We start from the raw sequence: 19,823 nt of genomic DNA on the forward strand, positions 1-19,823 counted from the left end.
TCCTGCCCACCGGCCTTGGCCGTACGGTGAACGCGGGATCACCAGATCGGGTGCACCAGCCTGCGGATGGGGGCGCCGCGGTGGCGCAGCCTGGCCACCGGCAGCCGGTCGACGCCGTGGCCGTAGCTGATCGGCTGCAGGTCCGGGCTGACCGCGCGGACCACCCGCAGCGGGCTGGTGGCCACGTCCGCGCTGGTCACGTCGACCACCGCGACCCGGATGCCCGCGCTGCCCAGGTGCCCGGCGAGATCGGTGACCGAGGTGTCGAACGCGGGCTCCGGCAGGTCGGCCAGGTGCGAGGTGCCGCCGCAGCGGAGCCGGTCGAAGGCCTCCATGCGGCTGGTCGGGAAGTAGTAGGCGGCGTGGTCGAGCATCTCCCGGACCTCACCCGCGTGCCGGGGCGGCCGGTGCCCCTCGCGCAGCAGACCCGCCAGGTGCGGCGCGGTCTGGGCGAGTTCGAGGACGGCCGACCGGATGGCGCCGCGCGGCGAGCGGTCGGCGCCGAGACCGACGGAGACCGCGGGCCACCGCCTGCCGTCACCGATCGCGAGCGCGACCGCGGTGGTGCCGTACGCGGAGGTCGGCAGCACGTACACCTCGACGGCCGGGCCCGCCTCCCGCAGCGCTTCGATCACGTCGACGACCTCGATGTCGAGGGTGTCGTCCAGTTCGACGTACCGGCCCTTGGCACCGGTCAGCCACGCGGACATCATCGCGTCGCGCTCGATCAGCTCGAGCGTCGCGCACACGGCGGCGCTGTCGGCGTCGGTGCCCGCGGCGAGACCGTTGGAGGTGCCCTGGCAGATGAGGTGCTCCTGCAGGAGTCCCATCGCGAGGTAGCTGAACACGGCGGGCACCCAGACGGGTTTGTCGGTGCCGAGCCAGGTGCCGCGCACCCACGGGTGGTCGATGCGCCGGTCGTAGGGCGCGTACGGGAAGCCGCGGCTGGTGTACTGGTCGGGCTCGTACAGCGGGAACTCGCGCGGGTCCAGCACCTCGCCCTCGAGGTCGGCGGCGCGCGCCCAGACGATCCGGTCCGGATCCGGCAGCGACGCCGAGTACCGCTCGATGGCCTCCCCCACCGCCGACATGATCGCGCCGTGCCGGGTCATGCCCTTGCCCCAGCCGATCGGCATCGCGCGGACCTCGGGCCCCACCACCACGTGCGGCGGCGCCGCCGTGCCCACGTACGGGCCGCCGGGCAGCGGTTCGCTCACGGAGATCCACGGGATGACACCGGTCAGCGGGTCGACCCAGCCCGCCAGCGCCTCCAGCAACGCCTCCGGGTCGTCCTCGTCATCGGGCAACCCGACGGTGGCGATCCCGTCCGCGCCACCGCACGAAGCGCACTCCGGCAACGGGATCACCTTGTGCCACAACGGCTCCCCGTCCCCGATCTCGACGACGTACCCGGCCAGCGCCTTGTCGCCCTCGAACGCGGCCCGCAGCATCCGCTCGAACACCCCGACCGCCGCGGCCGGGATCTTCCCCGCCCGCACCACCTCCGTCGCGTCCGGATCACCCGTAGGCGGCCTCCCGGCAGCGGCCGCGGTGCGCCGGGCCCGCGCGCACGCGGCACACCCCGGCTGCCCCGGGACGGCCAACGGACCGAGCTCGATCACCCCACCCTCAACGGCGACCGTCACCGCCCGCACCTTCGCGGCCCTCGCCACCCGCTCGAACGCCGAATCCTCACCCCGCACGACGGCTAGCCGGACACCGGTGCCCAAGGGAGCGCCGGACACCGCGACGCGTGAGCCGAACTCGCGGCGCAGGCAGTCCCGCAGGTGCCGATCCCAGTCCCGGGAGTCGACCGCCCCGCGCTCAACCTTCGGCACAACCATCAACCGGGTCGTCTGGTCCCCAGGACTCTCCGCCACAACCTGAGTCGCGTCAGCGGAGTCCCCACGGGCGGACGCAGAGCTCGCGATCACCACCTGGGTCTCGTCGACGGCCTCCTCGTCGGCACCCGCGACCACAGCGCCCACACCGGAAGCGGCCGCCGCCTCGCCGGACCGCACAACGGCCGAGCCCGCTACCCCACCGACAGGATCCGGTCTCACGACCGTCGAACCGCCGGACACAGCCGCGGCCTCTTCGATCTCAGGCGCCGCCTCGCCATCTGACCGCGCAGCGGCCGGGCCGACCCCACCGGCAGGGCCAGCGCCCATAGCCGGAGCCGCGGCCTTCCCGGAGGCGAGCACCACTCCGCCACCTGGCCGCGCACCGGCCGAACCCACCACCCCACCACCAAGATCCCGGCCCGCCGCCACCGAACCAGCAGCCACCTGGGTCTCGTCGGCCAAGTCCTCATCGCCTGCCGCGACCACGGTGGCCGCGGCAACGGGCACGATCACCGAACCGGGGGTCACCTGGGTCTCATCGGCCAAGTCCTCGGCGGACCGCACAACAGCCGAGCCCGCCTCATCACCGGCGGACGCAGAACCCGCGACCACCGCATCGGGAGTCACCTGGGTCTCGTCACCGGAGCCGGCACCGGCAGCCGCCGCATCCGCGGTGGCGGGCGCCGCCTCGTCCGACCGCGCCTCGTCGTCCGGCTGCATCTGATCATCGGACCGCACGGCGGGCGAGGCCACCACCCCACCGGCGGGTTCTGGTCCGATGATCACCGGACCGGGGGTCACCGCGGTGGTGTCGTCGGTCCCCTCCGGACCGGCGGGGTGGGGCTGTGGGGGCGCGGCGGGACCGGCGTTCTCACCCCGCACGCACCGGCCCCCTCGGGCCGAGGTGGTGCCTGCCCCGGGTCACCAGGCGGAAGTCGGCGGGGGCGGTGACGCCCTTGCGGGTGTCCCAGGCGCGCAGGGCCGGGCCGGCGTCGATGAGGGCGCGGGAGGCCGCGGTGACCCGGTGCGGCTTCACGACCCTGGCCTCGAGTTCGGTTGGCTCGATCAACACACGTCCTCCTCGCGCGACCCGCGACCTGTCGCGGCTACGAGGTAGGAGTCAGCATCCGCGACCGGGATACACCGTGTCCAGATGTCGTTTCCGCTGGTTACCGCAGGCGTACGCGCCGATGCCCGGCGTAGTCGCCGCCGGTGACCCAGGCCACCGGCGGCGCCGGGATCCTCACATCACGTGCGCGAGGAACTCCCCGGTGTAGCTGCCGTCGACCTTCACCACGTCCTCCGGTGTGCCTTCCGCCACAACGGTTCCGCCGCCGGAGCCGCCCTCCGGGCCCATGTCGACGATCCAGTCGGAACCCTTGATGACGTCCAGGTTGTGCTCGATGACGATCACCGTGTTGCCCTTGTCGACCAGGCCGTTGATCACGCCGAGCAGCTTGCGGATGTCCTCGAAGTGCAGGCCGGTGGTCGGCTCGTCGAGGATGTAGACGGTGCGGCCGGTGGAGCGCTTCTGCAGTTCGCTGGCCAGCTTCACCCGCTGCGCCTCGCCGCCGGACAGGGTCGGGGCGGGCTGGCCGAGCCGCACGTAGCCCAGGCCCACGTCGACCAGGGTGGCCAGGTGCCGGTGGATGGCCTTGATCGGCTCGAAGAACGCCGCCGCCTCCTCGATCGGCATGTCCAAGATCTCGGCGATGGTCTTGCCCTTGTAGTGCACCTCCAGGGTTTCCCGGTTGTACCTGGCGCCCTTGCACACCTCGCACGGCACGTACACGTCCGGCAGGAAGTTCATCTCGATCTTGATGGTGCCGTCGCCAGCGCACGCCTCGCAGCGACCGCCCTTGACGTTGAAGGAGAACCGGCCCGGCTGGTAGCCGCGCACCTTCGCCTCCGTGGTCGAGGCGAACAGCTTGCGCATGTGGTCGAACACGCCGGTGTAGGTGGCCGCGTTGGACCGGGGCGTGCGGCCGATCGGCGACTGGTCCACCTGCACCAGCTTGTCGACGTGCTCCAGGCCCTTGACCCTGGTGTGCCGACCGGGGACCTGCCTGGCGCCGTTGAGCTTGTTCGCCAGCACCGTGGCCAGGATGTCGTTGACCAGGGTGCTCTTGCCCGACCCGGACACGCCGGTGACCGACACCAGCGCGCCGAGCGGGAACGACACGTCGATGCCGCGCAGGTTGTGCTCGCGCGCGCCGACCACGGTCAGCTGCCGCTTCTTGTCGATCGCGCGGCGGAGGGCGGGCATCGGGATCTCGCTGCGACCGGACAGGTACGCCCCGGTGAGCGACTCCTTGTTCTTCAGCAGCTCCTTGAAGGTGCCGCTGTGCACGACCTTGCCGCCGTGCTCACCAGCGCCCGGTCCGATGTCGACGACCCAGTCGGAGGCGCGGATGGTGTCCTCGTCGTGCTCGACCACGATGAGGGTGTTGCCCAGGTCGCGCAGCCGGGTCAGCGTCTCGATGAGCCGGTGGTTGTCGCGCTGGTGCAGGCCGATCGACGGCTCGTCGAGCACGTACAGCACGCCCACGAGGCCGGACCCGATCTGCGTGGCCAGCCGGATGCGCTGCGCCTCGCCGCCGGAGAGCGTGCCGGAGGCGCGGTCGAGCGACAGGTAGTCGAGGCCGACGTCGAGCAGGAACCGCAGCCGCGCCTGGATCTCCTTGAGCACGGCACCGGCGATCATCGTCTCGCGCCTGCCCAGCTTGAGCCCGTCGAGGAACGCCGAGCACTCCCCGATGGACATGTTGGACACCTCGGCGATGGACTTGTCGCCCTGCTTGCCGTGGGCGAGGGTGACCGCGAGGATCTCCGGCTTGAGCCGGGTGCCCCGGCACGCCGGGCAGGGCACCTCCCGCATGTAGCCCTCGTACTTCTCCCGCATGTACTCGGAGTCGGTCTGCTCCTGGCGCCGCTCGAGGAACGGGATCACGCCCTCGTAGGCGGCGTAGTAGGAGCGCTCGCGGCCGTACCGGTTCTTGTAGCGGACGTGCACCTGGTCGCTGACGCCGTGCAGCACCGCCTTCTGCGCCTTGGCGGTCAGCCGCCGCCACGGGGTGTCCATCCGGAACCCGATGGTCTCGGCCAGCGAGGTCAGCAGCCGCACGAAGTACTCCGCGGTCTGCCCGCCAGCCCAGGGCGCGATGGCGCCGTCGGCCAACGACAGCTCGTCGTCGGGCACGACCAGTTCCGGGTCGACCTCCTTCTTCACGCCGATGCCGGTGCACTCCGGGCACGCGCCGTAGGGCGAGTTGAACGAGAACGACCGGGGCTCCAGGTCCTCGACGCCCAGCGGGTGGCCGTTGGGGCAGGCCAGGTGCTCGGAGAAGCCGCGCACCCGGTGCGGGTCGCCTTCTGGCAGGTCGACGAAGTCCAGCTCGACCAGGCCGTCGGCCAGCCGCAGCGCGGTCTCCACCGAGTCGGTGAGCCGCTGCTTGGAGCTCGCCTTCACCGCCAGCCGGTCGATGATCACCGAGATGTGGTGCTTCTCCTGCTTCTTGAGCTTCGGCGGGTCGGTCAGCTGGTGCACCGCGCCGTCGACCAGGGCGCGCGAGTAGCCCTGGGTCTGCAGGTTCGCGAACAGGTCGACGTACTCGCCCTTGCGGCCGCGCACGACCGGGGCCAGCACCTGGAACCGGACCCCGGACTCCATCGCCAGCACCTGGTCGACGATCTGCTGCGGGGTCTGCTTGCTGATCGGCTCACCGCAGGTGGGGCAGTGCGGCTTGCCCGCGCGCGCGTAGAGCAGGCGCAGGTAGTCGTAGACCTCGGTGATGGTGCCCACCGTGGAGCGCGGGTTGCGGCTGGTGGACTTCTGGTCGATCGACACCGCGGGCGAGAGGCCCTCGATGAAGTCCACGTCCGGCTTGTCCATCTGCCCGAGGAACTGCCTGGCGTAGGCCGACAGCGACTCGACGTAGCGGCGCTGCCCCTCGGCGAAGATCGTGTCGAAGGCGAGGCTGGACTTCCCGGAGCCGGAGAGCCCGGTGAACACCACGAGGCTGTCGCGGGGCAGGTCGATGTCCACGCCGCGCAGGTTGTGCTCCCGGGCGCCGCGAACGACGAGGCGGTCGGCCACTGAGGTCCCTTCGGTAGTGCTGAGCGGTGGGCCCGCTCGGGTCGGTGAAGTGCGCACGGGTCGAGCGCAGGTGGGTGTAGCCGGTTCTGGGTGCGCGGCCCCCGCCGCACCGCCGGGTGCTACCCGTGGTCGATCCGTCCGACACCACCCGGCTGTGGGACACCGGGCGCCTGCCGGGCTCGACCCGCGGGACGACCTCGTCGCGATGGCTGCGGGAGTGGCGTGGGGGATGCTAGACGGGGGCACCGACAATTCTCGCGGACCGATCTCGCCCGTGCACCCGCGGAGCGGTACCCGCGAGTAGGCGAACCGGCCTACGCTGGTGGTGGGAGCGCGTTGCTCCGATCACACCAGCAGCACCAGACGGGGGTGGGATGAGCGTGTCCAACACGTCAGCGAGCACGGGTACCACGGCCAACGCGGCGCCCGACCTGCCTGGTCAGCGCCGCTCCGACGGCGCGAGCCTCGCCGAGGCCGCCCACCGGGCCGTGCGCGAGGCGTGGGTGGTGCTGCACCGGGTGGTCGCCGACCTGCCCGACCAGGCGTACCGGGAGCCGAGCGGGCTGCCCGGCTGGTCGCGCGGGCACGTGGTGAGCCACCTCGCGCGCAACGCCGACGCGCTGGTCAACCTGCTGACCTGGGCGCGGACCGGGGTGGAGCACCCGGCGTACACCAGCAGGGCCGACCGCGACGCCGACATCGCCGACGGGGCGGCGCGGCTGCCGCAGGTGATCCGCGAGGACCTCTACGCGGCGTGTGATCGATTCCACATCGCCGTCGCCCGGATGGGGGAGGCCGACTGGACCGCGACGGTGCTGCACCCGTCCGGCCGGAGCCTGCCCGCGGCCGAGGTCCCCGAGCTCGCCCTGTTCGAGGCGTGGAACCACATGGTCGACCTCGACAGCGGCGTCGACTACGCCGACATCCCCGCCGCGCACCTGGACCGGCTGCTGGACCTGGCGGTCCGGCCGTACCGGGCGCGCACCGACGGCGAGCCGCTGCGGCTGGTCGCCGACCTGCCGGACGGGCGTCAGCGCACCTGGGAGCTGGCCATCGCGGCCCACTCATCCACCTCACGCGAGGTGGCCGGGCCCGCCGCGGCGGTGCTGGGCTGGCTGGCGGGCAGGACGGCGGGCACCGGCCTGATCGGGACGCTGCCGGACCTGGGTGCCTGGGGCTGACCCGGCTGCTGGGCGCGACCGCGCAGCCAGGCCCAGGCGGTCGGGCCGTGCGTGGTCAGCCAGCGGTGCGCCGGGCGCTCGACCAGCTTGGTGATCGCCCAGCCGAGCAGCACGGCCATCGCGGAGCAGGCCAGCAGCCTGCCCCAGGGGCCGATCCCCTTGTCCAGCAAGTACCTCGCCAGCACGAAGCCGAGTTCCTGGTGCACCAGGTAGACGCCGAAGGAGATGCCCGCCAGCCACTGCACGGGGCGGGTGAGGCCGCGTAAGACGGCCCAGTCCGGCCCGCCCGCGGCGGCGACGATGCCGACCAGCACGACGCCGAAGGCGATGGTCGACGGGGTGTCGACGAAGTAGGAGTGCGCGTCCTGGGCGACCAGCACGGCCACCAGGTAGACCGCCAGGTGCGCGCCGGACATCCGGTGGCGGGTCCACAGCCAGATCGCCACGCCGACGCCGAAGAGCGCGACCCGGTGCAGCGCCAGCCCGTCGAACGCGGACTTGATCCACTGGGCGGCGTCGTCGTGCCGCCAGGCGAACCGGATCACCACCGGGGCCACCACCAGGGTCCACAGCGTGATCGGCAGCGCCTTGCCGCGCAGCCAACCGCGCGGCCACAGCAGCGCGGCGATGAGGAACGACATGATCTGCACCGGCAGCGTCCAGTACGACGCGTCGACCCAGTGGAACTCCGGCGACCACGCCTGCACGAGGAACAGGTTGGCCACCAGGTCGGTGTGCGTCGGCAGGTACCACCCGAACTGGGCGGCGACCGCGCGCGAGACGGCGTAGGTGAGCACCACCGCGACCAGGTACGCCGGGAGCAGCCGGGCGACCCGGCTGAACAACCAGCGCTTGGTGGCGCCGCGGCGGACGGTCACGCAGACGAAGAAGGCGGAGATCACCAGCAGGGTGCTCGCGCCGAACTGCAGCGGGAGCACGAACGGGTAAGGCCCGAGTTCCGCGTGGTTGATCGGCGACTGGTGGGTGATGTGCTGGATCACGACCGAGTACACGGCCACGACCCGCAGCACGTCCCAGCTGATCTTGCGCGGGGACCGCTTCTGGTTCGCTGTCTGGGAGGTCACGGGCTCACAGGTGTCGGCGACAGGGGGCGAGTTTCAGGTCACGCTCAGGTAACAGGATAAGGGGCCCGACCGGGGTCCGCCGGAGGAGGTACCGTCGGCGCCCGTGGACCTCGTCGACGACTACACCGGGCACGTCGAGCCCGGCGGTGCCGCTGCCCGCCGCACCCTGCCCGCGCTGACCATCACCAAGGTGTCGGTCGGCCCCATGGACAACAACGCCTACCTGCTCACCTGCCGCGCCACCCGCGAAGCGCTGCTGGTCGACGCCGCCAACGACCCGCAGCGGCTGTCCGACCTGATCGGCTACGGCCAGGACCGGCCGACCCTGCGCACCATCGTCACGACCCACCAGCACCCCGACCACTGGCAGGCCCTCGGCGCCACAGCGGGCGCGTTCGGCGCCAACACCATCGCGCACGCCCTCGACGCGGACCCGCTGCCGGTCCCGCCGGACCGCCTGGTGGAACACGGGGACGTGGTGACGGTCGGCGAGGTCGCCCTGGAGGTCATCCACCTGCGCGGCCACACCCCCGGCTCCATCGCCCTCCTCTACCGCGACCCCGAAGGCACCCCCCACCTGTTCACCGGCGACTCCCTCTTCCCCGGCGGCGTCGGCAAGACCTCCACCCCCGAGAACTTCACGTCATTGCTGGACGACGTGACCACCCGGATCTTCGACACCCTCCCCGACCCCACCCCCTTCTACCCCGGCCACGGCGACGACTCGACCCTCGGCGCCCAACGCCCCCACCTGGCCGAATGGCGCGCCCGCGGCTGGTAGTGCCCGGTCGGGGGAACCGCGGCGCCGGTTCCCCCGCCCCGTCACGCGTCACGAACAGGCGTCCCACTGCCTGCCCGGCCCCGCGATCCGCCGCCGCATGGTGTCGAACGTCATCGTCGCCCGGTAGACCGGCGGGCTCTTCCCATCCCGCTCGATACGGGCGGCTCGGTCCTGGGCAGCCCGGAGCCGCTCGAAGTGCGCGCAACGCTCGACAGCCGACAGCGTCGGATCCAGCAAGGGCGTCAACTGCCCCGGCGACAACGGAGCGATGGCCTGCCGGTTGACCAACGCGACGAGACCACCCGACGCCTCTTGGACCGCACCGTCCCCGGCGCACTTTGCTTCCAGCGCCAACACGTCACCGAGCCTGCCCGCCTTGGTGCGGAGCTCACCACCGGGCCAGTCGCCATCGTCGCCCAGGTGCTCGGTGGGCAGTCCGAGGTCGTTGAACGCGGCGACTACCGCCCGGCAGCACTGAGGTGGACTGGCGCGCACCGGCGAATCCGAGTCCCAGCGAAACCGGTACTCCGACCGCGCCAGGCTGAGCAACTGCTCGTGCGTGCGCGGGCCCGACTCAAGCGCGTTGAGCAGCTCTCCGACGATCCGGGCATGTCGATGCAGCGACCAGCAGCACCGGGTCGCACGTCGCCAGCCATCGGCGCCCCGGCTCGGACACGGCAATCCGAGTGCCGTCTCTGGTGATCAGACCGGGTCTGGTGAGCCTGCGAGCGGCCTCACCAGCTCGGACGCACAAGATCAGCATCCGCCCCTCGCCGTCGCGGTGTGGCCACGGACCGTCACGGTTCGGGGTGGTCGGCGATACAACCGCCGACGGCTGGCGATCATGGCGGAGGAGGGCGATGCAACCGCACCAGGGTGGCGAAGGGGTTCCGGGGGACAGGCTCGACGAGTTGTTCGCGGATCTGGCGGAGAACCCGACCGGGGTGGTTGGGAGGGGGTTCGACGAGGATTCCGGTGAGGGGTCCGACGGGTCGATGTCGGATCTCGACGCGGCGTTCGCGGAGTTGAGTGCGGGTGGGGTGAGCCGGGGTGAGGTTCGCGACCAGGTGGACCGGGTGTTCACGGCGATCACCACCCCGGGCGCGCAGCTCGGATCGGAGCCGCGGGGGCGGGGGCCTCGGCCGATCGTGGAGCACAACGCCCGGTTCGACGTGTTCGGGCCAGGCCGGGTTCAGCACCTGGCTCTGGACACAACGTCGGGCGGGGTTGTCCAGGTGTTGGTCGTGCGCGGCGATGAGCAGCTGGCTGGCTTGGTGCCGGTCGTGCGGGAGCGGTTCCTGGCGGGCCAGGCGGGCGCGGACCGGCACGCGGAGGCGGTGACCGAACTGCTGAACGCGCGACAGGCTTTACCCACCCTGCGCACCTTGGTCGGCACGCCCACGTTGGACATCCCGCTTCCGCAGGCGGCGGCTGTGGTCAAGTTCTTCGCGCGCTACCCGGACTTCCTGGCCACCTTGCCGTGCAAGCTGGTCTTCGCCTCGCGTGAGGCGAACGGGCGCGGCGGCGGGGTCTACAAGCCCGCCGAGCAGGAGATCCACATCTCCCAGATGCTGGTGACGCCACCCGGGGCGTTCCTGCGGCTGCTGGTCCACGAGATCGGCCACCCCATGTTCGAACTGGCCCTGCTCGACCACCGCCCGATGCCCGTCATGCTCGCCACCGACGACGTCACCGAGCTCCGCGACCGGTTCGACCGCCTGGACGACTCCGGGCTCACCAAGGCGTCGGAGAGCCTCGCGGAGTGCCAGGCCTACTGGAACCAGATGTCCTCGCACGCCAAGACCTTCTACCGGTCCTGGCGGACCCTGCGCCGCGCCGACCAGTACCTGCTCGGGCTCGACCTGTGGGAAGACCCGAACGGCCACCGGCTGTCCCCCCGGCAGCGGCAGGCCTACCAGGCGGAGAAGTTCGGCGAGTTCTGCGCGGAGACCTTCATGCAGTACGCGATGGGCGACCTCCACGGCCACGTCATGAAGCTCCTCGCCGACCCGACCGTCCCGGCGGGGGTGAAGTCCGCGTGGCGCAACGCGTGGAGCGTGGTGGAGGAGCTGGCCGAGCGGATCCTCGGCCGCACCGAGCAGGGGTAGCGGGCCGGGACTGGCAAGCGGGAACGATCACGGGGAGCGTGGGCGGGTCGGTACAGTCCGGGCGTGAGATGTGGCTGCCAGTTGTGCGTGGGGGACCGGGACGAGGGGTTCGCGGAGGTTCTCGACGCCGTTGCCGAGTTCGGGGCTGGGGTGGTCGAGGTCTCGGGGGCCCAGTTCGACTTCGCGCACACCGTGGGGCTGTGGCACAGCGCGGGTGTGCCGGACGTGGCGATGTTCGGGTTGGGTGGCGAGGACATGGCCGGGTGGTTGGGCCGGTGCGTCGAGGTGGGGCGGGCTCGGGGGTGGCCGGAGCCGGACGTGGACTTCGGTGGGGTGATCGATGAGGCCCCCACCCGGTTGCGGCCGGTGCACGAATCGTGGTTCGGGGGGCTGTTCGACTCGGCTCGGTACTTCTACCGGGGGCCCGCGCCGATGTCGGTGCTGTTGTGGCCCGACGGCGCGGGGCGGTGGCCTTGGGACGCCGACGCGGAGGAGGACTGCCGGGTTTCGCAGCCGTGGGCGTGGGGGCCGGTGGCGGCGCAGCCCGCGGGGCCGTGGCGGCTGCTCGGCGAGCTCGGCGCGGACTTCCCGTTCCCGACCAGCCCCGACGTGTGGGCGTTGACCAGCAGGTCCATTGTAGAGGGTAGCCGGTCGCCGGTGTGGTTGGCGCGCGGCGAGGGGCTCTACGACGTCCTCGACGAGCGGGGGTACGGCGCCGACGACCTCGCCCTGGCCTACCTCGGCGACATCACGACCCGGCACCCGGTCCTCTACGGCGCGGCCGACCTGGCCGACGACGCCGCGGTGGTGGTCCACGAGGGCACGTGGACGCCGGTCGAGCGCGGCCAAGAGCACTTGGACGCCAGCGTGGCGGCATGGCAGAGCGCGGGCACCGTATGACCATCACGACCGTGGACCGCACGTTCCGCGTCCCGCTGGACCACGCCAAGCCGGACGGCGAGACGATCGAGGTCTATGCGCGCGAGGTCACCAGTGGACGGTCCGACCTCCCGTACCTCCTCTACCTCAACGGTGGCCCCGGCGTGCAGTCGCCCAGGCCGCTGGGTGGCGAGGGGTGGCTGCGGCGCGCGCTGGCCGACTACCGCCTCCTGCTCCTGGACCAGCGCGGCACCGGTAGGTCCACTCCGGTCACCCGGCATTCCCTTGCCAAGCAAGGAACTCCGCAGCAACAAGCCTCATACCTGAAGCACTTCCGCGCCGACTCCATCGTGCGCGACGCCGAGCTCATCCGGCGCCAGGTGACGAGTGGCAAGTGGAGCGTCCTGGGGCAGAGCTACGGCGGCTACTGCGCTGTCACCTACCTGTCCTTCGCACCAGAGGGTCTCAGCGAGGTCTTCACCACCGGTGGACTTCCGGGCTTGGAGTCCACAGCGGACGATGTGTACCGGATCCTCTACAAAACGGTTCTGGGCAAGAACACCGCTCACTTCGAGCGCTATCCGCAGGACGTCGAACGCGCGCACAGCATTGCCCGATTCCTGAGGGACAACACGGTCCGCCTCCCCGCTGGTCGACCACTTACCGTAGAAGCCTTCCAGGGACTGGGAAACCTCCTGGGATCAGCGACCGGCAGCATCCGGCTGCACTACCTCCTCGAGGCCCCCTTCGACGGGGACCAACTGGCAGACGCCTTCTTGGTCGACGTCGAACGCGAGCTGTCGTGGGCTTCCACCTCTCCCCTGTACTTCCTGCTCCACGAAGCCTCTTACGCGCGGGGAGAAGGCGCCACCAACTGGGCGGCCCAACGTGTGCGCGGCGAGTTCCCCGAGTTCGACAAGGACGACCCGCTGCTGTTCACCGGCGAGATGGTTTACCCGTCCCTGTTCGACACCGATCCCGCGCTGGCGCCGTTCCGGGAGACCGCGCACATCTTGGCCCAAGAGCCGACCTGGACCGAGCTCTACGACGTCGCGCAGCTGAAGGCCAATGAGGTTCCCGTAGCGGCGGCGGTGTACCACGACGACATGTACGTGGCCCGCGAGCTCTCGATGGAGACCGCCCGCACGATCGCCGGGGCGCGGCCGTGGCTGACCGCCGAGTACGAGCACGACGGGCTGCGGGTCAGCGACGGCGCGGTGCTGGACCGGCTGATCTCCATGCTCAGGCGCGGAGAAGGCCCCGGACACGCTGGATGAACTCGTCGGGCAGCTCCTCCGGCGGGGTGAGCAGGACCCGACCCTCGACGGCGATCGCGTTGCCCACCAGCGCCACGTCGGCGAAGCACGGCACCCCGGCTTCCTCCAGCGGCCCGACCAGCGTCCGGAACCGCCCCGAGGTCTGCCGACCGAGCTCGCCGATCTCCTGCCCGTCCACCTTCAGCGCCACGACCACGCTCGTCGAGCGCGGCCCGGCGCGTTCGACGAGGTGCAGGCTGGCCACCACCAACGCCTTGCCCGGCAGGTAGGCCCGCTCCATCAGCGGCACGAGCACGTCCAGGTGGTCGTTCTCGTGGGTCAGCTGGAACGGGCGCCCCGGCGGGATGTAGAGCTCCAGGGGGTCGATCGCGTTGAGCGGTAAGGCGAACTCCGGCTCGGCGAGGTCCAACGCGACCGCGCAGGCGAACTCGGCGTGCTCCCGGGTCCACCACAATCGAACACGGCACCGACCGGAGCCGCCCAGCCGCTCCAGCGGCACCCGGTACGCACGGGCGGCGTCCTCCGGCAGCACCCCCACCGCGTAGCCCTCGACGAGGACCTGCACGGCGCCGTCGCGAAGGCGCAATTCCGCCCGGGTGACCCGCTCCCCCGTCATCGCCGGACCGCAGAGCGCGCGCACCACCGCCGTCTCCTCCGCGACGGCCTGGCAGAACACTCCCCTGCCGCGCAGCGGGGCCGCCAGGTCCGCCGCACGGGGCAGCGGTACCTGCGGACCCCGCCGCGCGGCGAGGATGCCTTGCAGTCGGGCGAAATCGTCTTGGTGGGCGCGGGTGAAGGCGAGCTGGTAGCTGCGGCCGTCGCGCAGCCGGAGATCCAGCCTGCCGTTGCGCAGCGGCCCGGCGTCGTGCACGGTGACCGTCGCGATCTCGCGGAGGTCGACGGTGAGCGGTCCGCCGCCGAGGGCGAGCCTGCCGACCGCGTTGGTCGGGGTGACCCACAGGTGGCCGCCGTCGAGCGCCACGGAGATGCCGATGCCGTCCACGCGCGCCTCCTCGCCACGACCCCCTTCCGTGATATTACGCACCAAGTGCCTGATCAGGTGCGCACTGTCACAAAGCCGCCGTCAGGAGGTCACGTACTCCCGCAGGTGCCGCGCGGTGAGGGTGTCGCCCTGGCGCACCAACTCCGCGGGGGTGCCGGTGAACACGACCCGGCCGCCGTCGTGCCCGGCGCCCGGCCCCAGGTCGATGATCCAGTCGGCGTGCGCCATCACGGCCTGGTGGTGCTCGATGACCACGACGGTGTTCCCCGCGTCCACCAGCCGGTCCAGCAGGCCGAGCAGTTGGTCGACGTCGGCCAGGTGCAGGCCGGTGGTGGGCTCGTCGAGGATGTAGGTGGATCCCTTCTCCGCCATCCGGATCGCCAGCTTGAGCCGCTGCCGCTCGCCGCCGGACAGGGTGGTCAGCGGCTGGCCGAGGCTGAGGTAGCCGAGCCCGACGTCGACGAGCCGGTCGAGGATCCGCCGACCGGCTGGCACCTTCAGGAAGTCGTGCGCCTCGGCGATGGACATGGCGAGCACGTCGCTGATGGAGCGCCCGTCGAGCTTGTGCGCCAACACCTCCGGGGTGAACCGGCGCCCCTCGCAGTCCTCGCACACCGAGGCGACCCCGGCCATCATCGCCAGGTCCGTGTAGACCAGCCCGATGCCCTTGCAGTTGGGGCACGCGCCTTCGGAGTTCGCGCTGAACAGCGCCGCCTTGACCCCGTTGGCCTTGGCGAAGGCGGTGCGGATGGGGTCGAGCAGTCCGGTGTAGGTGGCCGGGTTGCTGCGCCGGGAGCCGCGGATGGCGGACTGGTCGACCACGATCACATCCGGCCGCTTGGACAGCGACCCGTGGATCAGCGAGCTCTTGCCGGACCCGGCGACCCCGGTGACGACGGTGAGCACGCCCAGCGGCACGTCCACGTCGACGTCGGCGAGGTTGTGGGTGTTCGCGCCGCGGATCGGGATCTGCCCGGTCGCGGTCCGGGGGGTCGGCCGCAGCCGGGCGCGGTGGCCGAGGTGGCGGCCGGTGAGCGTGTCGGAGGTGGTCAGACCGGCGAAGTCGCCGCTGTAGCAGAGGTTCCCGCCGTTGGTGCCCGCGCCGGGGCCGAGGTCGACCACGTGGTCGGCGATCCGGATGACCTCCGGCTTGTGCTCCACCACCAGCACCGTGTTGCCCTTGTCCCGCAACCGGATCAGCAGGTCGTTCATCCTGGCGATGTCGTGCGGGTGCAGCCCGACGGTGGGTTCGTCGAAGACGTAGGTGACGTCGGAGAGGCTGGACCCGAGGTGGCGCACCATCTTCACCCGCTGCGACTCGCCGCCGGAGAGCGTGCCGGACTCGCGGTCCAGGCTCAGGTAGCCGAGCCCGATCTCCACCAGCGAGGTGAGCGTGCCGCGCAGCACCAGCAGCAGCGGCCCCACCGAGGGGTCCTCGACCTTGTCGACGAACGCGGCCAGGTCGCTGATCTGCATGGCGGCGCAGTCGGCGATCGTGCGGCCGTCGAGGGTGACCGACAGCGCGGCGGGGCTGAGCCTGCTGCCCTGGCAGCCGGTGCAGGTGGCGAAGGTCGCGATCCGGTCGACGTAGGCGCGGATGTGCGGCTGCATGGACTCGCGGTCCTTGCTCAGCATCAGCCGCTGCACCTTCACCACCAGGCCCTCGTAGGTGATGTTCATCGAACCGGCCTTGATCTTCGTGGCCTCCTTGTGCAGGAAGTCGGCCAGCTCGGTCTCGGTGTAGTCGCGGATCTTCTTGTCCGGGTCGAGCAGGCCGGACTGCACGAACGCCTGCCAGTACCAGGAGTCGACGCCGAAGTTGGGCGCGGTGATGGCGCCCTCGTTGAGCGAGAGGTCCCGGTCGACCAGTTCGTCGATGTCGATGGCCGACACCCGGCCCAGCCCCTCGCACTCCGGGCACATGCCCTCCGGCGAGTTGAAGCTGAACGCGGTGGCGCCGCCGATGTGCGGGGTGCCCAAGCGGGAGAACAGGATGCGCAGCATGGTGAACGCGTCGGTCGCGGTGCCGACCGTGGAGCGGGCGTTGGCGCCCATCCGCTCCTGGTCGACGATGATCGCGGCGCTGAGGTTGTGCAGCGCGTCGACGTCCGGCCTGCTCTGCGCGGGCATGAACGACTGCACGAACGCGGTGTAGGTCTCGTTGATCATGCGCTGGGACTCCGCGGCGATGGTGCCGAACACCAGCGACGACTTGCCGGAGCCCGACACCCCGGTGAACACGGTGAGCCTGCGCTTGGGGATGTCGAGGGAGATGTCGGCCAGGTTGTTCTCCCGGGCGCCCCTGACCTCGATGACGTCGTGGTGGTCTGCGGGGTGGCCAGCGGGGTGAACGTGCTGCATGTGCTGATTCCTTACGCGGTAAACTGACCTCGGCCGGGTCACTTTACGCCATAAGGAGATGCCCGTGGTGGTCTTCGCCGCACAGGGCGACCCCCGTCGGACGATGGCGCTGCTCTGGCGGCGCGCCGACCAGGCGGAAGTCCGCCCCGGACCCCGGCCGACGCTGAGCGCGGACGCGATCGTCGAGGCCGCGGTCGCGGTGGCCGACGCCGAGGGCATGGCCGGGCTGTCCATGCGCGCGGTCGGCGAGCGGCTCGGGCGCACCGCGATGGCGCTCTACACCTACGTCGCCGACAAGAGCGAACTGCTCGACCTGATGTACGACCACGTGCACGGCGAACTGGGCGCCGGTCCCGCCGAGGACTGGCGGGCCGGGGTGACGGCGTGGGCCGAAGAGCTCTGGGCGTTCTACCTGCGCCACCCGTGGGTGCTGCACGTGTCCATGGCCCGACCGGTGCTCGGCCCCAACGAGCTGGACTCGGCCGAGCGGCTGCTGCGCGTCCTGGAGCCGGCCGCGCTGCCCGGGCCGGTGCTGCGCGGGGTGGTCAGCCAGCTGAACTACCTGGTGCAGGGTGCCGCGCGGATGGTCACCGACTCCCGCCGGGCCGCGCGCGAGACCGGCCAGTCCGATGAGGACTGGTGGTACGCCCGCTCCGCCGAACTGGTCGAGGTCGCCCCGGACTTCGGCGCCAGGTACCCGCTGCTGACCCTGCTGGAGAGCAACAAGGACGTCACGCCGAACGAGACGGTGCCCTACATGGAGCACGAGGCGCGGAGCAGCTTCGAGGTCGGCCTGCGGGTGCTGCTCGACGGGATCGAAGCCGCCCGGCTCACAGGAGGCTGATCAACCCGCCCGCGACACCCGCCACCACAAGCGCCGCCACCACTCCCCTGCGCAGCACGAGCAACCACAACGCCGCCGCGGCGAGCAACGCGAACTGCCACCACATGTGCAGCGACAACGCGAGCGGGATGACCGTGCCCGCGATGGCCCCGATGGCGGCAGCTCCCGCGCCGGTGAGGAACGCCTGCGCGCGGTCGTTGCCCCGCAACCGGTCCAGCCGCGGTCCGCCCGCGATGACGAACACGAACGACGGCGCGAACGCGACGGCCGCGGCCAGGAACCCACCCGCCAACCCCGCGGCCGCGTAGCCGACCACGGCGACCGTCTGCACCACCGGCCCCGGGGTGATCTGGCCCAGGGCGACGGCGTTGAGGAACTGCGCGTCGGTCATCCAGCCGTAGGTGTGCACGGCGTCCTGCCGCATCAACGGGATGATCACAAACCCGCCGCCGTAAGAGAGCGCGCCGACCTTCGCGGCCACCCACACCAGTCCCCCACCGGCAGGCAGCGCGGCGACCACCGGCCACGCGGTGCGCCGGTCGGACGGCGTCCGCACCGACATCTCGACCAGTCCTGAGATGACCAGCACCAGCACGACCCACGGCCCGGTGACCGCGGCGGCGACCCCACCGGCGACCAGGTACGCGACCCACCGGCCGCGCGCCGCCCGCTCGGTCCCCGCACGTTTCCAACTCCCTGGGACGAGCCCGTACGCGGCGTGGGCGGCGACCGCCGGGACCGCGGCCCCAGCCCCGGCAGCGGCTCCCAGAACCCACGCGGGAGCGTTGTCGGCCAGGAAGAGGACGGCCAGCGCGAGGATCAACAGCAACCCGGGCACGATGAAGCACAACCCACCGATGATCGCGCCGACCGCGCCGCGCAACCGCCACGCGCACAGGATCGCGAGTTGGGTGGACGCGGGTCCGGGGAGCAGGTTGGTGACCGCGATGCCGTCCTCGAACTCGTCATCGGTGAGCCATTGGCGCCGGGTGACGCACAGGTCGCGCAGCAGGGCGATGTGCGCGGGCGGACCGCCGAACCCGACGCAGCCGATGCGCCCCCACTCGCGCGCGATAGTGCCGAGGCCGACACGGGCGGTGTTCACCTGGCGATCCTCCGGGGTGGACACGGCGGCGGGTAGTCCGGCCGGTTAATACTCACGCCATGAGATTCCAGACGACCGTCGAGTTGGGCGGCAAGAACGCGACCGGCCTGCCGGTGCCGGAAGACGTGGTCGCCGCGTTGAGCACCAAGAAGCGGGTGCCGGTGAAGATCACCATCGGCGGGCACAGCTACCGCACGACCGTCGGCCCCTACGGCGGCAAGTACATGGTGCCGCTCAGCGCGGAGAACCGGGCCGCGGCGGGCGTGGCGGCCGGTGACGACGTCGAGGTCGACATCGAACTGGACACTGAGCCGCGCGTGGTCGAGGTGCCCGAGGACCTGGCCGCCGCGTTGGCCGCCGCCGACGCCCGCGCCGCGTTCGACAAGCTCTCCTACAGCCACCAGAACGCGCACGTGCTGTCGGTGACCGACGCCAAGACCGAGGCGACCCGCCAGCGCCGCGTCGAGAAGGTCGTGACCGCACTAATCACTCCCTGAACACACCTTCATAGGGTAGTTTAGGTACATGGAGTGGTTGTCAGTGGACCAGGTCGCGGAAGAACTGGGTCTGCACGTGCGGACCGTCCGCGGCTACGTGCGGGACGGCAAGCTCAAGGCGGTCCGCATCGGCAAGCAGTACCGGATCGCGCGCGCGGACCTGGAGGCGGTGACCGGGGCACCCCCGGTGACTCGGACCAGGCACGTCGAGGTCGCGACGACCGTGCGCGTGGACGCGATCAGCCGCGAGGACGTGGACCGGGTGTCGACCCTGCTCACGGCCGCGGTCGCGCCGGGTGCGGGGGTACGGCTGCAGCTGTCCTACGACGAGGAGCGGGCCAGCTTGACGGTGATGGTGCTCGGCGGGCTCGCGACGACCTCGGAGCTGCTGCGCCTGGTGGAGGCGGTGATCGGCTCATGACCGTGCTGTACGTCCCCGCCGACGGACCGGTGCTGACCGGCGAGCGGGACGCGGTCGACCTCATCGGCGAGGCGTGGGGCGCCGGGGCGAGCGCGGTGGTCATCCCGGTCGAGCGCCTCGACCCGAGTTTCTTCGCGCTGAGCAGCGGGTTCGCGGGCGCGGTCGCGGGCAAGTTCGTGAACTACCGGATCCTGCTGGCCGTGGTCGGCGACATCGCCGAGCACCTCGAGCGCAGCGGCCCGCTGCGCGACCTCAAGCGGGAGACCAACAAGGGCCGCGACTTCTGGCTGCTCGACACCCTCGACGAGTTCACCGCGAAGCTCTGAGGGGCCGCCCCGGTC

16 protein-coding genes and 1 pseudogene are annotated in these 19,823 nt (G+C 71.4%); 9 read left to right on the forward strand and 8 right to left on the reverse strand.

Annotation, left to right across the window (positions count from 1 at the left end):
- Positions 1 to 38: 38 nt before the first annotated feature.
- The 3 genes from JOD54_RS35810 to uvrA form a co-directional block, all read right to left on the reverse strand.
- Entirely contained in the window at positions 39 to 2,726 is a 2,688-nt protein-coding gene (locus tag JOD54_RS35810; RefSeq protein WP_204454748.1) for a YcaO-like family protein, read from the reverse strand.
- Positions 2,716 to 2,916 (reverse strand): hypothetical protein, encoded by a 201-nt coding sequence (locus JOD54_RS27645; protein ID WP_204454750.1) that lies wholly within the window; start codon positions 2,914 to 2,916, stop codon positions 2,716 to 2,718. Before JOD54_RS27645 ends, JOD54_RS35810 begins: the two co-directional genes overlap by 11 nt.
- A 171-nt stretch (positions 2,917 to 3,087) precedes the next feature.
- Positions 3,088 to 5,940 (reverse strand): excinuclease ABC subunit UvrA, encoded by a 2,853-nt coding sequence (gene uvrA, locus JOD54_RS27650; protein ID WP_204454752.1) that lies wholly within the window; start codon positions 5,938 to 5,940, stop codon positions 3,088 to 3,090.
- Between the two features lie 374 nt (positions 5,941 to 6,314).
- Here uvrA and JOD54_RS27655 point away from each other — a divergent pair.
- Positions 6,315 to 7,007 (forward strand): annotated as a pseudogene (locus JOD54_RS27655) (maleylpyruvate isomerase N-terminal domain-containing protein); the annotation flags it as partial.
- Here JOD54_RS27655 and JOD54_RS27660 read toward each other — a convergent pair.
- A complete protein-coding gene (locus JOD54_RS27660) occupies positions 6,971 to 8,206 on the reverse strand; it encodes an acyltransferase family protein (RefSeq protein WP_307860341.1) in 1,236 nt (411 codons plus the stop codon). The pseudogene JOD54_RS27655 and the gene JOD54_RS27660 sit on opposite strands and share 37 nt — an antisense overlap.
- A 103-nt stretch (positions 8,207 to 8,309) precedes the next feature.
- Between JOD54_RS27660 and JOD54_RS27665 the strand changes: the two genes are divergently transcribed.
- Positions 8,310 to 8,987 carry an MBL fold metallo-hydrolase gene (locus JOD54_RS27665; protein WP_204454756.1) on the forward strand — a complete coding sequence of 226 codons (678 nt, stop codon included), beginning with the start codon at positions 8,310 to 8,312 and terminating at the stop codon, positions 8,985 to 8,987.
- 48 nt (positions 8,988 to 9,035) lie between these two features.
- Here the strand turns inward: JOD54_RS27665 and JOD54_RS27670 are convergent, their stop codons facing one another.
- Complete coding sequence (locus tag JOD54_RS27670; protein WP_204454758.1) at positions 9,036 to 9,482, reverse strand: hypothetical protein; 447 nt, start codon at positions 9,480 to 9,482, stop codon at positions 9,036 to 9,038.
- Positions 9,483 to 9,847: 365 nt separating this feature from the next.
- On the opposite strand from JOD54_RS27670, the gene JOD54_RS27675 reads away from it, so the two are divergent.
- From JOD54_RS27675 to JOD54_RS27685, 3 genes are all read left to right on the forward strand, one after another.
- On the forward strand, positions 9,848 to 11,095 hold the full coding sequence (locus JOD54_RS27675) for a hypothetical protein (RefSeq protein ID WP_204454760.1): 1,248 nt from the start codon (positions 9,848 to 9,850) through the stop codon (positions 11,093 to 11,095).
- Positions 11,096 to 11,158: 63 nt separating this feature from the next.
- A complete protein-coding gene (locus JOD54_RS27680; protein ID WP_204454762.1) occupies positions 11,159 to 11,995 on the forward strand; it encodes a DUF4262 domain-containing protein in 837 nt (278 codons plus the stop codon).
- Positions 11,996 to 12,006: 11 nt separating this feature from the next.
- Complete coding sequence (locus JOD54_RS27685) at positions 12,007 to 13,251, forward strand: alpha/beta fold hydrolase (protein WP_307860342.1); 1,245 nt, start codon at positions 12,007 to 12,009, stop codon at positions 13,249 to 13,251.
- Here JOD54_RS27685 and JOD54_RS27690 read toward each other — a convergent pair.
- Together JOD54_RS27690 and JOD54_RS27695 are read right to left on the reverse strand one after the other, a co-directional pair.
- Positions 13,217 to 14,254 carry a DUF4429 domain-containing protein gene (locus JOD54_RS27690; protein ID WP_204454766.1) on the reverse strand — a complete coding sequence of 346 codons (1,038 nt, stop codon included), beginning with the start codon at positions 14,252 to 14,254 and terminating at the stop codon, positions 13,217 to 13,219. The genes JOD54_RS27685 and JOD54_RS27690 overlap by 35 nt on opposite strands.
- 81 nt (positions 14,255 to 14,335) lie before the next feature.
- Positions 14,336 to 16,615, reverse strand: a complete 2,280-nt coding sequence (locus JOD54_RS27695) for an ATP-binding cassette domain-containing protein (protein ID WP_204454768.1) — start codon at positions 16,613 to 16,615, stop codon at positions 14,336 to 14,338.
- A 64-nt stretch (positions 16,616 to 16,679) separates the two neighbouring features.
- On the opposite strand from JOD54_RS27695, the gene JOD54_RS27700 reads away from it, so the two are divergent.
- The gene (locus tag JOD54_RS27700; protein WP_204456711.1) at positions 16,680 to 17,459 is read left to right on the forward strand and encodes a TetR/AcrR family transcriptional regulator C-terminal domain-containing protein; all 780 of its coding nucleotides are present in this window, start codon (positions 16,680 to 16,682) and stop codon (positions 17,457 to 17,459) included.
- Here JOD54_RS27700 and JOD54_RS35815 read toward each other — a convergent pair.
- A complete protein-coding gene (locus JOD54_RS35815) occupies positions 17,446 to 18,564 on the reverse strand; it encodes a chromate transporter (protein WP_204454771.1) in 1,119 nt (372 codons plus the stop codon). The genes JOD54_RS27700 and JOD54_RS35815 overlap by 14 nt on opposite strands.
- A 59-nt stretch (positions 18,565 to 18,623) precedes the next feature.
- Between JOD54_RS35815 and JOD54_RS27710 the strand changes: the two genes are divergently transcribed.
- The 3 genes from JOD54_RS27710 to JOD54_RS27720 are packed head-to-tail and all read left to right on the forward strand — an operon-like array spanning position 18,624 to position 19,808.
- Positions 18,624 to 19,061, forward strand: a complete 438-nt coding sequence (locus JOD54_RS27710; protein WP_204454773.1) for a YdeI/OmpD-associated family protein — start codon at positions 18,624 to 18,626, stop codon at positions 19,059 to 19,061.
- Positions 19,062 to 19,089: 28 nt separating this feature from the next.
- Positions 19,090 to 19,482 (forward strand): helix-turn-helix domain-containing protein, encoded by a 393-nt coding sequence (locus JOD54_RS27715; RefSeq protein ID WP_204454775.1) that lies wholly within the window; start codon positions 19,090 to 19,092, stop codon positions 19,480 to 19,482.
- Entirely contained in the window at positions 19,479 to 19,808 is a 330-nt protein-coding gene (locus tag JOD54_RS27720) for a DUF4180 domain-containing protein (protein ID WP_204454777.1), read from the forward strand. Before JOD54_RS27715 ends, JOD54_RS27720 begins: the two co-directional genes overlap by 4 nt.
- Positions 19,809 to 19,823 lie beyond the last annotated feature (15 nt).

The sequence above is a fragment of the Actinokineospora baliensis genome (assembly GCF_016907695.1).
In the GTDB taxonomy this organism is placed as follows: Bacteria; Actinomycetota; Actinomycetes; order Mycobacteriales; family Pseudonocardiaceae; genus Actinokineospora; species Actinokineospora baliensis.

Excerpts from the sequence above, each read along its gene's own strand:
- JOD54_RS27675 (WP_204454760.1), top strand. The coding sequence starts at position 9,848 with ATGCAACCGCACCAGGGTGGCGAAGGGGTTCCGGGGGACAGGCTCGAC.
- JOD54_RS27695 (WP_204454768.1), bottom strand. The coding sequence starts at position 16,615 with ATGCAGCACGTTCACCCCGCTGGCCACCCCGCAGACCACCACGACGTC.
- JOD54_RS27710 (WP_204454773.1), top strand. The coding sequence starts at position 18,624 with ATGAGATTCCAGACGACCGTCGAGTTGGGCGGCAAGAACGCGACCGGC.
- JOD54_RS27715 (WP_204454775.1), top strand. The coding sequence starts at position 19,090 with ATGGAGTGGTTGTCAGTGGACCAGGTCGCGGAAGAACTGGGTCTGCAC.
- JOD54_RS27720 (WP_204454777.1), top strand. The coding sequence starts at position 19,479 with ATGACCGTGCTGTACGTCCCCGCCGACGGACCGGTGCTGACCGGCGAG.